We start from the raw sequence: 15714 nt of genomic DNA on the forward strand, positions 1-15714 counted from the left end.
AGCCACGCCCGGTCGCGCGTCAGAAGAGCCTCCGGGTCGCGTCGCGCACCTCGCCGACGAGCTCCTCGATGATGTCCTCGAGGAACAGCAGGCCGGTGGTCTCGCCGTTCGCGTCGAACGAGCGCGCGATGTGCGCGCCGGTCGAGCGCATGAGCGCGAGCGCGTCCTCGACCTCCGCCTCCTGGTAGATCGAGGCGAGCTGGCGGATGCGCTTCGACGGCACGGGCAGGTCCATCTCGTCGTCCTCGGCGCCGAGCACGTCCTTCACGTGCACGTACCCGTTCGGGTGACCCTCGGCATCCGCGATCACGTAGCGCGAGAAGCCGCGCTCGCGCACCGCCGCCTCGACGTCGGCCGGGGTCGCCCCGGCGGGCAGCGTGACGATCTCGTCGAGCGGCAGCGCGACCTCGCGCACCCGCCGCTCGGTGAACTCGAAGGTGCGCGTGATGGCGCCGGTCGGATCGAACAGCAGCCCCTCGCGCTTCGACGTCTCGACGATGGTCTCGACCTCGTCGATCGTGAAGGCGCTCGCCGCCTCGTCGACCGGCTGCACCCGGAACAGGCGCAGGATGCCGTTCGCGACGGCGTTCATGAGCCAGATGATCGGCTTGAACACGCGCGAGATGAGCACGAGCGGCGGGGCGAGCAGCAGCACCGCCCGGTCGGGCACGGAGAACGCGGCGTTCTTCGGCACCATCTCGCCGAGCACGACGTGCAGGTAGGTGACGATCAGCAGCGCCAGCACGAACGCGACGACCGAGACGACCTCGGGCGACAGGCCCGTCCACGACAGCGGCCCCTCCAGCAGGTGGTGGATCGCCGGCTCGGAGACGTTGAGGATCAGCAGCGAGCAGATGGTGATGCCGAGCTGGCACATCGCGAGCATGAGCGAGACGTGCTCCATCGCCCACAGCGCGAGCTTCGCCGCCCGGTTGCCGCGGTCGGCGAGCGGCTCGATCTGGCTGCGCCGGGCCGAGATGACGGCGAACTCCGCGCCGACGAAGAAGGCGTTGGCCGCCAGCAGGATGACGAGCCACATGATGCCGAGCCAGTCGTTCATCGTGCCTCCTCCACCACGGTCTGCGGATGCTCGATGAAGCGCACGCGGTCGACGCGGCGCCCGTCGACGCGCTCGACGCGCAGCGTGCCGCCCGCGATCGCGACCGTGTCGCCCACGCCGGGCACCGTGCCGAGCTCGGCCATGATGAAGCCGCCGACGGTCTCGTAGGGGCCGTCCTCGGGCACCGTGACGCGCGCCCGCTCGGCCAGCTCGTCGGGGCGGAAGGAGCCGGGGAACGTCACCCAGCCCGGGCCGCGGACGACCTCGACGTGCATGCGGTCGTGCTCGTCGGAGACCTCGCCGACGACCTCCTCCACGAGGTCCTCGAGCGTCGTGATGCCGGCGGTGCCGCCGTACTCGTCGACCACGATCGCCATCTGGTAGCCGCGCTCCTTGAGGTCCGACAGCAGCGCGTCGAGGTGCACCGACTCGGGCACGCGGTGCGGCTCCTCGGCGATCGCCGCCACCGGCACGTCGGCGCGGCGCTCGCGCGGCACCGAGATCGCCTGCTTGATGTGGGCGATGCCGATCACCTCGTCGAGGTCGCCGTCGATCACCGGGAAGCGGCTGAGGCCCGTCTGATGGGCGAGCGCGATCAGGTCGGCGACCGTGCCGGAGCGCTCGATCGCCTGCACCCGCGGGCGCGGCGTCATGACGTCGCCGGCGGAGAGCTCGGAGAACCGCAGCGTGCGGGCCAGCAGCGTCGCCGCGCCCGCGTCGAGCGCGCCCTCCATGGCGCTGCGGCGCACGAGGGTCGCGAGCTCCTCCGCGGTGCGGGCGCCCGAGAGCTCCTCCTTCGGCTCGATGCCGATCGAGCGCAGGATGCCGTTGGCCGAGCCGTTGAGGGCCAGCACGGCGGGCTTGAACACGGCGGTGAAGGCGCGCTGGAACGGCGTCACCGCGATGGCGGTGCCGAGCGGCTTCGCGAGCGCGAAGTTCTTGGGCACGAGCTCGCCGACGATCATCGACAGGATCGTGGCCGCGGTGATCGCGATCACGCTCGCGAGCGGGTCGGCGACGGCCTCCGGCACCCCCCAGCCGACCATCACGGGCGTGAGCAGCCGCGAGATCGCGGGCTCCATCGTGTAGCCGGTGAGCAGCGTGGTCAGCGTGATGCCGAGCTGCGCGCTCGACAGGTGCGTGGAGGTCTGGCGGAGGGCCTTGATGGTGCCCTCGAGCCGGGCCTCGCCCCGCTCGCGGCGCGACTCCAGGTCGGCGCGATCCAGGTTGACGAGCGCGAACTCGCTCGCCACGAACAGGCCGGTCCCGATGGTCAGCACGATGCCGACGGCGATGAGCACCGCGTCCATCAGCTGTTCGGTTCCGGCTCGGGACTATGACTGCTGTCGTCGTTCACCCGAGCATCCTAGCGAGCCGGGCCGCACGCATCCCTCCTCAGGCACGAGGCGGTCACCACGAGACCGGCAGCGCCTTGCCCTCCTCGTAGCCCGCCGCCGACTGCACGCCGACGCGGGCGCGCTCGCGGAACGCGGGCACCGAGGCGGCCCCCGCGTAGGTGAACGACGAGCGCACGCCGGCGGTGATCATGTCGACGAGATCCTCGACGCTCGGCCGCGCCGGGTCGAGGAGGATCGTCGACGACGAGATGCCCTCGGCGAACAGCTGCTTGCGGGCGAGCTCGTAGGCGTCGAGCTGCCCGAAGCGGCCCACCACGGCACGCGTCGAGGCCATGCCCCACGACTCCTTGAACAGCCGGCCCTGGGCGTCGCGCTGCAGCCGACCCGGTGCCTCGATCGTGCCCGCGAACCACGAGCCGATCATCACGCTCGAGGCGCCCGCGGCCAGCGCGAGCGCGACGTCGCGGGGGTAGCGCACGCCGCCGTCGGCCCAGACGCGCGCGCCGAGCTCGATGGCGGTGGCCGCGGTGTCGAGCACCGCCGAGAACTGCGGGCGGCCGACCGCGGTCATCATGCGGGTCGTGCACATGGCGCCCGGGCCTACGCCGACCTTCACGATCGAGGCACCCGCGGCGACGAGATCGCGCACGCCGTCGGAGGAGACGACGTTGCCGGCCACCACCGGGAAGCCGTCGCCGACCGCCGCCCGCACCGCCTCGAGCGCGCGCAGCATCCCCTCCTGGTGGCCGTGCGCGGTGTCGACGACGATCACGTCGGCGCCCGCGGCGACCAGCGCGGCCGCCTTCGCACCGGGGTCGCCGTTGATGCCGACGGCCGCCGCCACGCTCAGACGACCGGATGCGTCCAGTGCCGGCCGGTAGATGTCGGCGCGGAGCGCTCCGAGCCGTGAGGCGAAGCCGAGCACCCGCCCGTCGTCGACCACCGGCGCGACGTCGACGCCCTCGCGAGCGAGCGCGGCGAACATCGCCCTGCCGTCGACGGCGTCCGCGCGGGTCAGCTCCGGCAGCTGCGAGTGCAGCAGGTCGCCGAGCTTCGCATCCGGCAGCGCGTGGCCGAGCCGCTCGGCGGCGATCGCCCCCAGCAGCCGGCCGTCGGCGTCCTCGACGGCGACCGCGTGGCCCGCGAGCGCGGGCACGCGCTCCAGCACGTCCTGCACGGCGTCGTCGGGCGCGGCCCGGTGCGGCGACTCCAGGCCGATGGGCTGCGACTTCACCCAGTCGATCGAGCCGATCGTCTCCTCCACCGGCGGATCCTGCGTCAGCACGGCGAGCCCGCCGCGGCGCGCGAGCGTCGCCGCCATGCGAGGCCCGGTGACCGAGTTCATGTTCGCCGCCACGATCGGCAGGGTCGCGGCGGTGCCGTCGTCGGGCGCGAGGTCGACGCCCATGCGGGAGCCGACGTCGCTGCGGCTGGGGACGAGGAAGACGTCGGAGTAGGTGAGGTCGTGCTCCGGCACGTCGTCGATGAAGCGCATGGCTCCAGGGTAGGCCTCAGCCCTTCGCCTGCCCCCAGTCGTCGACGACCGCCGCCTGCACGGGGAACTCGATCGGGAAGTCGCCGAACAGCACCCGGCCCGCGAGCGCCGCGGCCTCCCGGACGCGCTCGGCGACCTCCTCCGCCCGCGCCTCGGGCGCCTGCACGATCACCTCGTCGTGCAGGAAGCAGACGAGCGCCGCTCCGTCGATGTCGCGGATCGCCCGGCGCACCCCCGCCATCCAGGCCAGCGCCCACTCCGCGGCAGTGCCCTGCACGACGAAGTTGCGCGTGAAGCGCCCCCACGAGCGGGCCTGCCGTGCGCCGCGCTCGTCGTCGCGCCACACCGGGGGCAAGGGGGATGCGCGGCCCAGCCAGGTGCGCACGCGCTCCCGCCGCTCCCCCGCCCGCGCCGCCGCTTCGACCGCCGCCAAGGCTCGCGGGTAGGCGCGCGCGAGCCTCGGCAGCACGACGGCGGACTCGCCGGTCGTGCCCCCGTAGAGGGCGCCGAGCATGCCGATCTTCGCGTGCTGGCGGCTGTCGACCACGCCGCGGTCGACCAGCCCCTGGTAGAGGTCGGCGCCGCGGCCGGCCTCGGCGAGCGCCTGGTCGCGCGAGAGCGCCGCGAGCGCGCGCGGCTCGAGCTGCGCGGCGTCGGCGACCACCAGTCGCATGCCGGGCTCGGCGGCGATCGCGCCGCGGATCTGCCGCGCGATCTGCATGGCGCCGGAGCCCTCCGTCGACCATCTGCCGGTGACCACCCCGCCCGGCACGTACTCGATCGCCAGGCGCATCCTGCCGCGCTCGTCGGCCCTCGCCCACCGCTGCGCCCACGCCCAGCCGTTCGCCGTGTGCAGCCGCGAGAGCCGCTTGTAGGCCACCAGCGGCGCGACCACGGGGTGCTCGAGCTCCTCGATCTCCCACCGCGAGGTCGTCGAGACGTCGAGGCCCGCGCGACGCAGCGCCTTCAGCACCTCCTGGGGCGAGTCGGGATTCAGGGTCGGGTCGCCGATCGCCGCGCGCACCTCGGCGGCCAGCGCCTCCATCTGCCGCGGCCTGCCCGCCGAGCGGTCACCCAGTGCCTCGACCAGCAGCGCGTCGTGCCGGGCGGCGTCGAAGGGCAGGCCCTCGCGGCCCAGCTCGATCGCCACCACCGCGCCCATCGACTCGGCGCCGGCGAGCATCGCGAGGCCCGCGTCGTCGCCGATCGCGGCCTCCTGCACGCGCAGCTGCTCGGCGATCGCCGCCACCGGCTCGGCCTCGGGCGCCATCGAGAAGAGCGCGTCCACGTCGGGTCGGAGCATCCGCAGCCAGCGATCCTCGGCCGGGATGCCGCGCGCCTCGACGAGGATCCGGTGCACGAGCCGCAGGTCGCGCACCCGCTCGATCGGCACGCCGGCATCGAGCAGGGCCGGCACGACGGCCCGCGCGTCCTGCCAGACGAGCCGCGCGCCGACGGCACCCAGCCGCTCGTCGTCGGCGACCCGCGCGCGGTCGTGCGCCCGCGCATCCGTCACCGCCCCGTCGTCGAGCGTCGCCACCGCGATGCGCGCGCCGCGCTCGAGCGGCACGACCGCGAGATCCATGTCAGCACGATATTCCGCGCGTCCCACATGCGCCGTCCACCCCCCATGCGGCACGATGGGCACGGAGAATCCGCGATGACTGCGCAGGTGGTGGTGCTCAACGCGACGCTCGAGCCGATCGGCGTCGCTTCGCTGCAGCGCGCGGTCGCGTTCATCGTCAAGGAGCGGGCGCAGATCGTGCTCGCCGCCGACGGCACCATCCGCTCGAACTCGCTCGAACTGCCCGTGCCGCGGGTGGTGGTCTTCAACGACTACGTGCGGATCCCCCACACGCGCCTCTACGACCGGATGCCGTGGAGCCGCACGGGCGTGCTCGACCGCGACGCGCGGCGGTGCGCCTACTGCGAGGGGCCGGGCGCGACCATCGACCACATCCAGCCCACGTCGCGCGGCGGCGAGTCGACCTGGCTCAACACGATCGTCGCCTGCGTGGCGTGCAACGGTGCCAAGGGCGACCGCACGCCCGGCGAGGCCGGCATGCCGCTGCTGTTCGAGCCGCGCGTGGTGTGGCGGCGCGAGGTGATGATGCTCGCGGTGGCCGCCGCCGGCGTCGACCTCGCCGAGCTCGGCATCACGCACTGAGCCCGCCTCACGCGCCACTATGCTTGAAGGCAGTGTCGCCGCGGACTCTCTGCGGCATGCCCTCAAGACGTGAAAGAGGCGATCGATACCGTGTCCAGCCCTGTGGACGACAGCGACTTCGGAGCGAACGAATGGCTCGTCGAGGAGCAATATCAGCTCTTCTCGAAGGACAAGAGCTCCGTTGCCCAGTCGTGGTGGCCCATCCTCGAGCGGTACGCAGCCCAGCGCTCGTCCGGCGCGGCGGAGACCAGCATGAGCGAGCCGCCGAAGGCGCCTGCGCCCGCGCCCGCGGAGCCTGAGGCCGCGAAGCCCGACGCCGCGACGCCCGCGCCGACGCAGCCCGCGCCCCCGCGCCAGCCGGTGCGCGCCGAGGCTCGGCCGCAGCAGCCCGTCGACCCGGGCGAGGGCCAGCGCGCGCAGGATGCGCCGCAGGAGAACACCGAGGGGCAGGCCGACACGCCGACGCCGGCCAAGGCCGACGGCGCGATCGTCGCCCGCACGACGCGCCAGGCGGCGCGCCCGAAGCCGGTGCCCGCCGAGGCCCCGACCGCGAGCGACAAGCAGGCGGCCAAGGCCGAGGCGCCGCCCGCCGACGAGCCCGTCGTCACCACGCTGCGCGGCATGCCGAAGACGCTCGCCGCCAACATGGACAAGTCGCTCAGCGTGCCGACCGCGACCAGCGTGCGCACGGTGCCGGCGAAGCTGATGATCGACCAGCGCATCGTCATCAACAACCACCTCCGCCGCACGCGCGGCGGGAAGGTGTCGTTCACGCACATCATCGGCTACGCGCTGGTGCAGGCGCTGAAGGCCTTCCCGAGCCAGAACGTCTACTACGACGAGATCGACGGCAAGCCGGCGATGGTCGCGCCGCCGCACGTGAACCTCGGCATCGCGATCGACATCCCGAAGCCCGACGGCTCGCGCGCCCTGCTGGTGCCGAGCATCAAGGGCTGCGAGGCGATGGACTTCTCGGAGTTCGTGGCCGCCTACGAGGCGATCGTGAAGAAGGCCCGGGCCAACAAGCTCGACGCGGGCGACTTCGCCGGCACCACCATCTCGCTCACCAACCCGGGCGGCATCGGCACCGTGCACTCGGTGCCCCGCCTCATGCAGGGCCAGGGCTGCATCATCGGCGTCGGCGCGCTCGACTACCCGGCGGAGTTCATGGGCTCGAGCCCCGAGCGCCTCGCCGATGCCGGCATCGGCAAGACGGTCACCATGACGTCGACCTACGACCACCGCGTCATCCAGGGCGCGGGCTCGGGCGAGTTCCTGAAGATCGTGCACGGCCTGCTCGTGGGCGACGGCGACTTCTACCGCGGCATCTTCGCCGACCTGCGCATCCCCTACGAGCCGATCAAGTGGGCCACCGACGTCTCGGTGCGCGAGGCCGACGAGCTCTCGAAGCAGACGCGCGTCACGCAGCTGATCAACTCGTTCCGCGTGCGCGGCCACCTGATGGCCGACATCGACCCGCTCGAGTACGTGCAGCGCACCCACCCCGACCTCGAGATCGAGCAGCACGGCCTGTCGTTCTGGGATCTCGACCGCGAGTTCGTCACCGGCGGCTTCGGCGGCAAGCGCTCGGCGCTGCTGCGCGACATCCTCGGCGTGCTGCGCGACTCGTACTGCCGCACCATCGGCGTCGAGTACATGCACATCGCCGACCCGGCGCAGCGCCAGTGGTTCCAGAGCCACCTCGAGGTGCCCTACGTCAAGCCCACCCACGACGAGCAGATGCGCATCCTGCGCAAGCTCAACGAGGCCGAGGCGTTCGAGACGTTCCTGCAGACGAAGTACGTCGGCCAGAAGCGCTTCTCGCTCGAGGGCGCCGAGTCGATGATCGCGTTCCTCGACTCCGTGCTCGCGGGCGCCGCCGAGGCGGGCCTCGACGAGGTCGCCATGGGCATGCCGCACCGCGGCCGCCTCAACGTGCTCACGTCGATCGCCGGCAAGACCTACGGCCAGGTGTTCCAGGAGTTCGAGGGCGCCGCGGTCTTCCAGGGCTCCGGCGACGTGAAGTACCACCTCGGCAACGCCGGCGAGTTCACCGCCGCCGACGGCTCGACCGTGCCCGTCTACCTCGCGGCCAACCCGTCGCACCTCGAGGCCGTCAACGGCGTGCTCGAGGGCATCGTGCGGGCCAAGCAGGATCGCATCGGCAACGGCGCGCAGAGCGTGCTCCCGATCCTCGTGCACGGCGACGCGGCGAACGCGGGTCAGGGCGTGGTCTTCGAGACGCACCAGCTGTCGCAGCTGCGCGCGTACCAGACCGGCGGCACGGTGCACCTGGTGGTCAACAACCAGCTCGGGTTCACCACCCCGCCGACGGAGTCGCGCTCGTCGACCTACGCGACCGACGTCGCGAAGGCCATCCACGCGCCCGTGCTGCACGTGAACGGCGACGACCCCGAGGCCGTCGTCCGCGTCGCCGAGCTGGCGTTCCAGTACCGCCAGGAGTTCAAGCGCGACATCGTCGTCGACCTCATCTGCTACCGCCGCCGCGGGCACAACGAGGGCGACGACCCCACCATGACGCAGCCGCTCATGTACTCGCTGATCGAGGCCAAGCGCTCGGTCCGCACCCTCTACGCCGAGAACCTCGTCGGCCGCGGTGACATCACCGAGGAGGAGTACCAGTCGGCACAGGCCGACTTCCAGGCGAAGCTCGAGCAGGCGTTCATGGAGACCCACGCCGCCGCCACCGGCTCGATGCCCGTCATCTCGTCGACCGCCGAGCAGCCTGCAGCCGGCGAGCCCGAGACCACCGGTGTCGACGCATCCGTCGTCGAGGCCATCGGCGACGCGCACGGCAACCCGCCGGACGGCTTCACGATCCACCCGAAGGTCAAGCAGGTGCTCGACAAGCGCGTCAAGGCGAGCCGCGAGGGCGGCGTCGACTGGGCGTACGGCGAGCTGCTCGCGCTCGGCTCGCTGCTGCTCGAGGGCACGCCGGTGCGCATGTCGGGCCAGGACACGCGACGCGGCACCTTCGTGCAGCGCCACGCCGTCATGCACGACCGCCACAACGGCCAGGAGTGGCTGCCGCTCGCCAACCTCGGCGAGGGCCAGGCGCGGCTGTCGATCTACGACTCGCTGCTGAGCGAGTACGCGGCGATGGCCTTCGAGTACGGCTACTCGGTCGAGCGCTCCGACGCGCTGGTGCTGTGGGAGGCGCAGTTCGGCGACTTCGTCAACGGCGCCCAGATCGTCATCGACGAGTTCCTCTCCTCCGCCGAGCAGAAGTGGAACCAGCAGTCGTCGCTGGTGCTGCTGCTGCCGCACGGCTACGAGGGCGCGGGCCCCGACCACTCGTCGGCCCGCATCGAGCGGTTCCTGCAGATGGCGGCGCAGCGCAACATGACGATCGCGCGACCGTCGACGCCCGCGAACCACTTCCACCTGCTGCGCCGCCAGGCCTACGCGCGCCCGCGCCGCCCGCTGGTCGTCTTCACCCCGAAGGCGATGCTGCGGCTGCGCGACGCGACGAGCGCGGTCGAGGAGTTCACCAGCGGCCGCTTCCAGACGGTGATCGACGACGCGCAGGTGCAGGACGCCGGTGCGGTCACCCGCGTGCTGCTGCACTCGGGCAAGATCCACTACGACCTGAAGGCAGAGCTGGCGAAGCGCGGCCGCAGCGACATCGCGCTGGTGCGCGTCGAGCAGCTGTACCCGCTGCCGATCGACGAGATCAACGCCGCGGTCGACCGCTACCCGAACGCCGAGCTGGTCTGGGTGCAGGAGGAGCCGCTCAACCAGGGCTCCTGGCCGTTCATCCACCTGGCGCTGCCGCGCCACCTGCACGGCCGCACCCTCAAGGTCGTCAGCCGTGCCGCATCCGCCAGCCCGGCCACGGGGTCGGCCAAGCGCTCGGCGCAGGAGCTCACGGCGATCCTGGAGTCCGCGCTGGGCTGATGGCCGCACCGCGACGAGGCCCCGCACCGATGCATCCGGTGCGGGGCCTCGTGCCTGCCGCTCAGTCGCGCGCGGCCAGGAAGCTGTAGACCTCGGTCTCGTCGACGCCCGGGAAGGCCCCCGGCGGCAGCGCCGCCAGCAGGTGCGAGTGCGCGCGTGCGCTGGGCCACGCCTGGCCCGCCCACGCGGCGGCGAGGTCGGCCGGCGGCCGGCGGCAGCACGTCGGGTCCGGGCAGCGCGAGGCCGACCGCTCCTTCGTCGCCCGCCCGCGGAACCACTTGGCCTGCGAGAACGGCACGCCGATCGAGAGCGAGAACTCCCCCGCCGCGCTACGCTCGGTCATCGCCGTGCACCAGAACGTGCCCGCAGGCGTCTCGGTGTACTGCTCGAACGCGTTCACCTTGTCGGCCACGTCGAAGACCTCGCGGCTCGTCCAGTGCTTGCACACCGGCTGCCCCTCGATCGCGCCCGTGTGGTCGGCGGGGAACGTCACCCCGTCGTTCTCGTAGGCCTTGTAGATGATCCCCGACTCGTGCACCTTCTGGAAGTGCAGCGGGATCCCCAGGTGCACGGTCGCGAGGTTCGTCAGCCGGTGGGCGGCGGTCTCGTACGAGACCGCGAAGGCGTCGCGCAGATCCTCGACGGCGAGCTGCCGCGCATCCTTCGCCACCCGCAGGAAGTCGACGGCGGTGCGCTCCGGCATGAGCAGCGCCGCGGCGAAGTAGTTCGTCTCGATGCGCTGGCGCAGGAAGCCGCCGTAGTCGGCCGGCACCGAGTGGCCCAGCACGTGGTGCCCGAGCGCCTGCAGCAGCACCGACCGCGGGTCGTGGCCGATGCGCGACGAGCGCGACAGGTAGATGCGCTTGCGCTTCAGATCGGTGACCGAGCGCGTCGAGTGCGGCAGGTCGCCCACGTGGTGCACCGAGAAGCCGAGCCGCTCGGTGATGGCCGCGATGAGGTGCTGCGACAGCGGGCCCGACTGGTAGCCGACCTTCTGCAGCATCTTCTCGGCCTCGGCCTCGATCTCGGGGAAGTGGTTGTCGCGCGCGCGCATCTCCCCACGCAGCTGCGTGTTGGCCCGGCGCGCCTCCTCGGGGGTGGCGGCGCGCTCCTCGGCGACCCGGTCGAGCTCGTCGACGAGCGCGAGCATCGTCTCGAGCACGTCGTCGGGCGTGCGCGGCCCGATGCGCATGGCGGGCAGCTGCTTCTGCTGCCAGGTCGACGACTGCATCGCCCGCTCGAGCCGCAGCTCGAGCTCGGCGCGGCGCGACGGCGGCGCCGTGCCCGTGAGCTCGTCGAGGCTCGCGCCGTAGAGGCTCGCGAGCTGCTGCAGCTGCGAGAAGCGGGCCTCGCGCTTGCCGGTCTCGAACCCCGACAGCTGCGACGGCGCGAGGCCGATCGCGTCGTGCACGGCGTCGAGCGTCAGCCCCGCCTGCTTGCGGGCATGGCGCAGCGCCTTGCCGAGCTGCAGGGTGTCGACCTGCTGGGGCGCGGGCTGCGAGCGCGCCGGGCGATCCCAGGCTGCGGATGCGGTGGGGGCGGTCATGCGAGCACCTTACGACACTTCTGCACGATCTGGCAGGAGTGAAGAACTTCACACTACGAATGCGCGGATGCGGTGCAGTTCTGCACGCAGAGTGGTCACCAAGGGACGAGCCGGGGCCGAAGGAGGCTCCCGGCGGAGCACACAGGAGGACACCATGACTGAGCAGACCGACAAGCCGAACCGGGTGAACGACGCGATGGCGACCGAGGCCGCAGAGCTCGAGCTCGAGTGGGCGGCCGACGCTCGCTGGACCGGCGTCAAGCGCGACTACACCGCAGCCGACGTCGTGCGGCTCCGCGGCTCGGTCGTCGAGGAGCACACGCTCGCCCGTCGCGGCGCCGAGCGCCTCTTCGAGCGCATCACCACCGACGAGAAGCCGGTGCGCGCGCTCGGAGCGCTGACGGGCAACCAGGCGGTGCAGCAGGTGCGCGCCGGGCTCGAGGCCATCTACCTCTCCGGCTGGCAGGTCGCCGCCGACGCCAACCTCTCGGGCCAGACCTACCCCGACCAGTCGCTCTACCCCGCCAACTCGGTGCCGGCCGTCGTGCGCCGCATCAACAACGCGCTGCAGCGCGCCGACCAGATCGAGCGCAGCGAGGGCAACCCGACCGTCGCCGACTGGCTGGCGCCGATCGTCGCCGACGCCGAGGCCGGCTTCGGCGGACCGCTGAACGCCTTCGAGCTCATGCGCAGCATGATCGTCGCCGGCGCCGCGGGCGTGCACTGGGAGGATCAGCTGGCGAGCGAGAAGAAGTGCGGCCACCTCGGGGGCAAGGTGCTGATCCCCACGCAGCAGCACGTGCGCACCCTGAACGCCGCGCGCCTCGCCTCCGATGTCGAGAACGTGCCCTCCGTCATCATCGCCCGCACCGACGCCGAGGCTGCGACGCTGCTCACGAGCGACGTCGACGAGCGGGACCAGCCGTTCCTCACGGGCGACCGCACGTCGGAGGGCTTCTACGAGGTGCTGGGCGGCATCGAGCCGTGCATCGCCCGCGGCCGCGCCTACGCCGAGTACGCCGACCTGCTCTGGATGGAGACCGGCAAGCCCGACCTCGAGGTCGCCCGCCGCTTCGCCGAGGGCATCAAGAGCGAGTTCCCCGACCAGCTGCTGGCCTACAACTGCTCGCCGTCGTTCAACTGGAAGAAGCACCTCGACGACGACCAGATCGCCAAGTTCCAGCGCGAGCTGGGCGCGATGGGCTTCCGCTTCCAGTTCATCACCCTCGCCGGCTTCCACGCCCTCAACCACTCGATGTTCGACCTGGCGAAGGGCTACGCCGAGCACGACATGACGGCCTACGTCGACCTGCAGGAGCGCGAGTTCGCCGCGGAGGCCGCCGGCTACACGGCGACCAAGCACCAGCGCGAGGTCGGCACCGGCTGGTTCGACCTGGTCGCGACCACCCTCAACCCCACCTCGGGAACGCTGGCGCTCGCCGGCTCCACCGAGTCCGAGCAGTTCCATTGATCCGCAGTGCACCGAGCACCCACGACACCTGAAGGAGGAAGACGATCATGACTGACCGCATCCGCATCACCGCCACCGCCGAGGGACAGGAGCGCGTCCTCACCGACGAGGCCGTCGCGTTCCTGCTCGAGCTGCACGACGCGTTCGAGTGCACGCGCCAGCAGCTGCTGCAGAACCGCCGCAAGCGTCGCGCGGCCTTCGCCGAGGGCGAGACGCCGGGCTTCCTGGAGTCGACCAGGCGCATCCGCGAGGACGGCAGCTGGCGGGTCGCCCCGCCCGCTCCGGGCCTCGAGGACCGCCGCGTCGAGATCACCGGGCCGATCGAGCGCAAGATGACCATCAACGCGCTCAACTCCGGCGCGAAGGTCTGGCTGGCCGACTGCGAGGACGCCTCGAGCCCGCTGTGGCGCAACGTCATCGCGAGCCAGGTGAACCTGCAGGACGCCATCCGCGGCCGCATCGAGTTCACCAGCCCGGAGGGCAAGGAGTACCGGGTGACGGCCGAGGAGACGCCGACGATCGTCGTGCGGCCCCGCGGCTGGCACATGGACGAGCACCGCATCATCGTCGACGGCAAGCCCATGTCGGGATCGCTGGTCGACTTCGGCCTGCACTGCTTCCACAACGCCGAGGAGCTCATCGCCCGCGGCAGCGGCCCGTACTTCTACCTGCCGAAGCTCGAGAACCACGAGGAGGCGCGCCTCTGGAACGACGTGTTCCGCATGGCGCAGCAGCTGCTGGTGCTCCCGCAGGGCACGATCCGCGCCACGGTGCTGATCGAGACGATCACGGCGGCGTTCGAGATGGAGGAGATCCTCTACGAGCTGCGCGAGCACTCGGCGGGGCTCAACGCCGGCCGCTGGGACTACCTGTTCTCGATGATCAAGGCGTTCCGCCTCCGCGGCGAGGCGTTCGTGCTCCCCGACCGCTCGCAGCTGACGATGACGGCGCCGTTCATGCGGGCCTACACCGAGCAGCTGGTGCGGGCCTGCCACCGCCGCGGGGCGCACGCGATCGGCGGCATGGCGGCGTTCGTGCCGAGCGCGAAGGACCCGGAGGCCACCGAGCGGGCGCTGAGCGCTGTCGCCTCCGACAAGGCGCGCGAGGCCGGCGACGGCTTCGACGGCTCCTGGGTCGCGCACCCGGGCCTGGTGTCGACCTGCCGCGAGGCGTTCGACGCGGTGCTCGGCGAGCGGCCGAACCAGCTCGACCGATCCCGCGAGGACGTCGCGGTCGACGGTGCGGCGCTCATCGACCTGTCGACGACGCCCGGCGAGATCACCGACGGCGGCCTGCGCTCGAACATCGAGATCGGCATCCGCTACATGGAGGCGTGGCTGCGCGGCCACGGCGCCGTCGCCATCCACTCGCTGATGGAGGACGCGGCCACTGCCGAGATCTCCCGCTCGCAGGTGTGGCAGTGGATCCACAACGAGTCGAAGACCTCCGACGGCCGCACCATCACGCCGGAGCGCTGCGAGTCGATCGTCGACGAGCTCGAGCGCGGCTTCGACCGCAGCGAGGGCAACCGCTTCCGCGAGGCGATCGCGCTGTTCCGCGAGATCGCCCTGGAGGAGACCTACCCGGCCTTCCTCACGCTGGCCGGCACCGAGCGCTACCTGGCCGACGGCGTCGAGCGGCACACGACCGGCTCGATCCCGGTGCAGGATGCGTCGCCGCAGGCTGAGCAGGAGGGCTCGCGCGACGACGAGCGCGAGCGCGTCGCGGCCTGACCGGCAGACGCAGGAGAGGCGGGGCCCCGATGGGGTCCCGCCTCTCCTGCGTCGTCTCGTCGCCTGCTCAGGCGTGCGCGGCGCGGGCCGCGCGGAGCTTCTCGAGCAGCTTCTCCCGCAGCTCCTCGGGAGCGCGATCCTTGCACGCGCCCTGCAGCGCAGACGTCAGCATCTCGCCCACGTGGTGCTCGGCCGAGCACTCGGCGCAGGTCGCCAGGTGCGCGCGAACATCTGCGGCATCCTCGGCGCAGAGCTCGTTGTGGAGGTACTCCTCCAGTGCTGCGCGGGCCTGCGTGCAGTCCTTCTTGGCCTCCAGCGTCTCGCTCACGGCTTCTCCTTCACGTCGGTGCCCGGCACCGCGATTCCTTGTTCTCTGGCGTAGTCGGCGAGCAGGCCCCGCAGCAGCTTCCGCCCGCGGTGCAGCCTGCTCATCACGGTGCCGACGGGGGTCTCCATGACCTCGGCGGTCTCGGCGTAGCTGAGGCCCTCGACGTCGACCCAGTAGACCGCCATGCGGAAGTCCTCCGGCACCTGCTGCAGCGCATCCTTCACAGCCCCCGAGGGCATCCGATGGATGGCCTCGGCCTCGGCACTGCGCGACGACGTGGCGGTGAATGACTCGGCATCGCCGATCTGCCATTCCTCCATGTCGTCGAGCGGCGCCTCGAAGGGCCTGCGCTGCTGCTTGCGATAGGTGTTGATGTAGGTGTTGGTCTGGATGCGGTACAGCCACGCCCGCAGGTTGGTGCCCTGCTTGAACGAGTCGTACGCGGCGTAGGCCTTGAGCAGGGTCTCCTGCACGAGGTCTGCCGCGTCGGCGGGGTTGCGCGTCATGCGCATGGCGGCTGCGTAGAGCTGGTCTGCGTACTGCATGGCCTGCTCGACGAAGTCGTCGCGCTTCTCCGCCGGAGAGGAATCAGTTGTCATCGCGGGTGAGTCTATTGTCGCGGTGCCCACTGAGCCTCC

Annotated in this window: 11 protein-coding genes; 4 read left to right on the forward strand and 7 right to left on the reverse strand. The window is 71.8% G+C overall.

Annotated elements, in window-relative coordinates:
• Positions 1-19: 19 nt before the first annotated feature.
• From Q9250_RS11545 to Q9250_RS11560, 4 genes are all read right to left on the reverse strand, one after another.
• Positions 20-1060 carry a hemolysin family protein gene (locus Q9250_RS11545; RefSeq protein ID WP_306232027.1) on the reverse strand — a complete coding sequence of 347 codons (1041 nt, stop codon included), beginning with the start codon at positions 1058-1060 and terminating at the stop codon, positions 20-22.
• Positions 1057-2370 (reverse strand): hemolysin family protein, encoded by a 1314-nt coding sequence (locus tag Q9250_RS11550; protein WP_306232028.1) that lies wholly within the window; start codon positions 2368-2370, stop codon positions 1057-1059. Before Q9250_RS11550 ends, Q9250_RS11545 begins: the two co-directional genes overlap by 4 nt.
• A 100-nt stretch (positions 2371-2470) precedes the next feature.
• Positions 2471-3913, reverse strand: coding sequence for a GMP reductase (gene guaB1, locus Q9250_RS11555; protein ID WP_306232029.1), 1443 nt, complete (start codon positions 3911-3913; stop codon positions 2471-2473).
• A gap of 16 nt (positions 3914-3929) precedes the next feature.
• On the reverse strand, positions 3930-5498 hold the full coding sequence (locus Q9250_RS11560) for a bifunctional 3'-5' exonuclease/DNA polymerase (protein ID WP_306232030.1): 1569 nt from the start codon (positions 5496-5498) through the stop codon (positions 3930-3932).
• A gap of 75 nt (positions 5499-5573) precedes the next feature.
• On the opposite strand from Q9250_RS11560, the gene Q9250_RS11565 reads away from it, so the two are divergent.
• Together Q9250_RS11565 and Q9250_RS11570 are read left to right on the forward strand one after the other, a co-directional pair.
• Positions 5574-6080, forward strand: a complete 507-nt coding sequence (locus tag Q9250_RS11565) for an HNH endonuclease (protein ID WP_306232031.1) — start codon at positions 5574-5576, stop codon at positions 6078-6080.
• Positions 6081-6182: 102 nt separating this feature from the next.
• Positions 6183-9998 (forward strand): multifunctional oxoglutarate decarboxylase/oxoglutarate dehydrogenase thiamine pyrophosphate-binding subunit/dihydrolipoyllysine-residue succinyltransferase subunit, encoded by a 3816-nt coding sequence (locus tag Q9250_RS11570; protein ID WP_306232032.1) that lies wholly within the window; start codon positions 6183-6185, stop codon positions 9996-9998.
• A gap of 61 nt (positions 9999-10059) precedes the next feature.
• Here the strand turns inward: Q9250_RS11570 and Q9250_RS11575 are convergent, their stop codons facing one another.
• Positions 10060-11544, reverse strand: a complete 1485-nt coding sequence (locus Q9250_RS11575; protein ID WP_306232033.1) for a helix-turn-helix transcriptional regulator — start codon at positions 11542-11544, stop codon at positions 10060-10062.
• 154 nt (positions 11545-11698) lie between these two features.
• Between Q9250_RS11575 and aceA the strand changes: the two genes are divergently transcribed.
• Positions 11699-13015: an isocitrate lyase gene (gene aceA, locus Q9250_RS11580; protein WP_306232034.1), complete on the forward strand. Its 1317-nt coding sequence runs from the start codon at positions 11699-11701 to the stop codon at positions 13013-13015.
• A 47-nt stretch (positions 13016-13062) separates the two neighbouring features.
• Entirely contained in the window at positions 13063-14748 is a 1686-nt protein-coding gene (gene aceB, locus Q9250_RS11585; protein ID WP_306232035.1) for a malate synthase A, read from the forward strand.
• Between the two features lie 67 nt (positions 14749-14815).
• On the opposite strand, the gene Q9250_RS11590 is transcribed toward aceB, so the two are convergent.
• Positions 14816-15076 (reverse strand): zf-HC2 domain-containing protein, encoded by a 261-nt coding sequence (locus Q9250_RS11590; RefSeq protein ID WP_306232036.1) that lies wholly within the window; start codon positions 15074-15076, stop codon positions 14816-14818.
• Complete coding sequence (locus tag Q9250_RS11595; RefSeq protein WP_306232037.1) at positions 15073-15675, reverse strand: sigma-70 family RNA polymerase sigma factor; 603 nt, start codon at positions 15673-15675, stop codon at positions 15073-15075. The genes Q9250_RS11590 and Q9250_RS11595 overlap by 4 nt, the downstream gene beginning before the upstream one ends.
• Positions 15676-15714 lie beyond the last annotated feature (39 nt).

The organism is Agrococcus beijingensis (assembly GCF_030758955.1).
Taxonomy (GTDB): Bacteria; Actinomycetota; Actinomycetes; order Actinomycetales; family Microbacteriaceae; genus Agrococcus; species Agrococcus beijingensis.

Excerpts from the sequence above, each read along its gene's own strand:
- guaB1 (WP_306232029.1), bottom strand. The coding sequence starts at position 3,913 with ATGCGCTTCATCGACGACGTGCCGGAGCACGACCTCACCTACTCCGAC.
- aceA (WP_306232034.1), top strand. The coding sequence starts at position 11,699 with ATGACTGAGCAGACCGACAAGCCGAACCGGGTGAACGACGCGATGGCG.
- Q9250_RS11565 (WP_306232031.1), top strand. The coding sequence starts at position 5,574 with ATGACTGCGCAGGTGGTGGTGCTCAACGCGACGCTCGAGCCGATCGGC.
- Q9250_RS11595 (WP_306232037.1), bottom strand. The coding sequence starts at position 15,675 with ATGACAACTGATTCCTCTCCGGCGGAGAAGCGCGACGACTTCGTCGAG.
- Q9250_RS11560 (WP_306232030.1), bottom strand. The coding sequence starts at position 5,498 with ATGGATCTCGCGGTCGTGCCGCTCGAGCGCGGCGCGCGCATCGCGGTG.
- aceB (WP_306232035.1), top strand. The coding sequence starts at position 13,063 with ATGACTGACCGCATCCGCATCACCGCCACCGCCGAGGGACAGGAGCGC.
- Q9250_RS11575 (WP_306232033.1), bottom strand. The coding sequence starts at position 11,544 with ATGACCGCCCCCACCGCATCCGCAGCCTGGGATCGCCCGGCGCGCTCG.
- Q9250_RS11550 (WP_306232028.1), bottom strand. The coding sequence starts at position 2,370 with ATGGACGCGGTGCTCATCGCCGTCGGCATCGTGCTGACCATCGGGACC.
- Q9250_RS11545 (WP_306232027.1), bottom strand. The coding sequence starts at position 1,060 with ATGAACGACTGGCTCGGCATCATGTGGCTCGTCATCCTGCTGGCGGCC.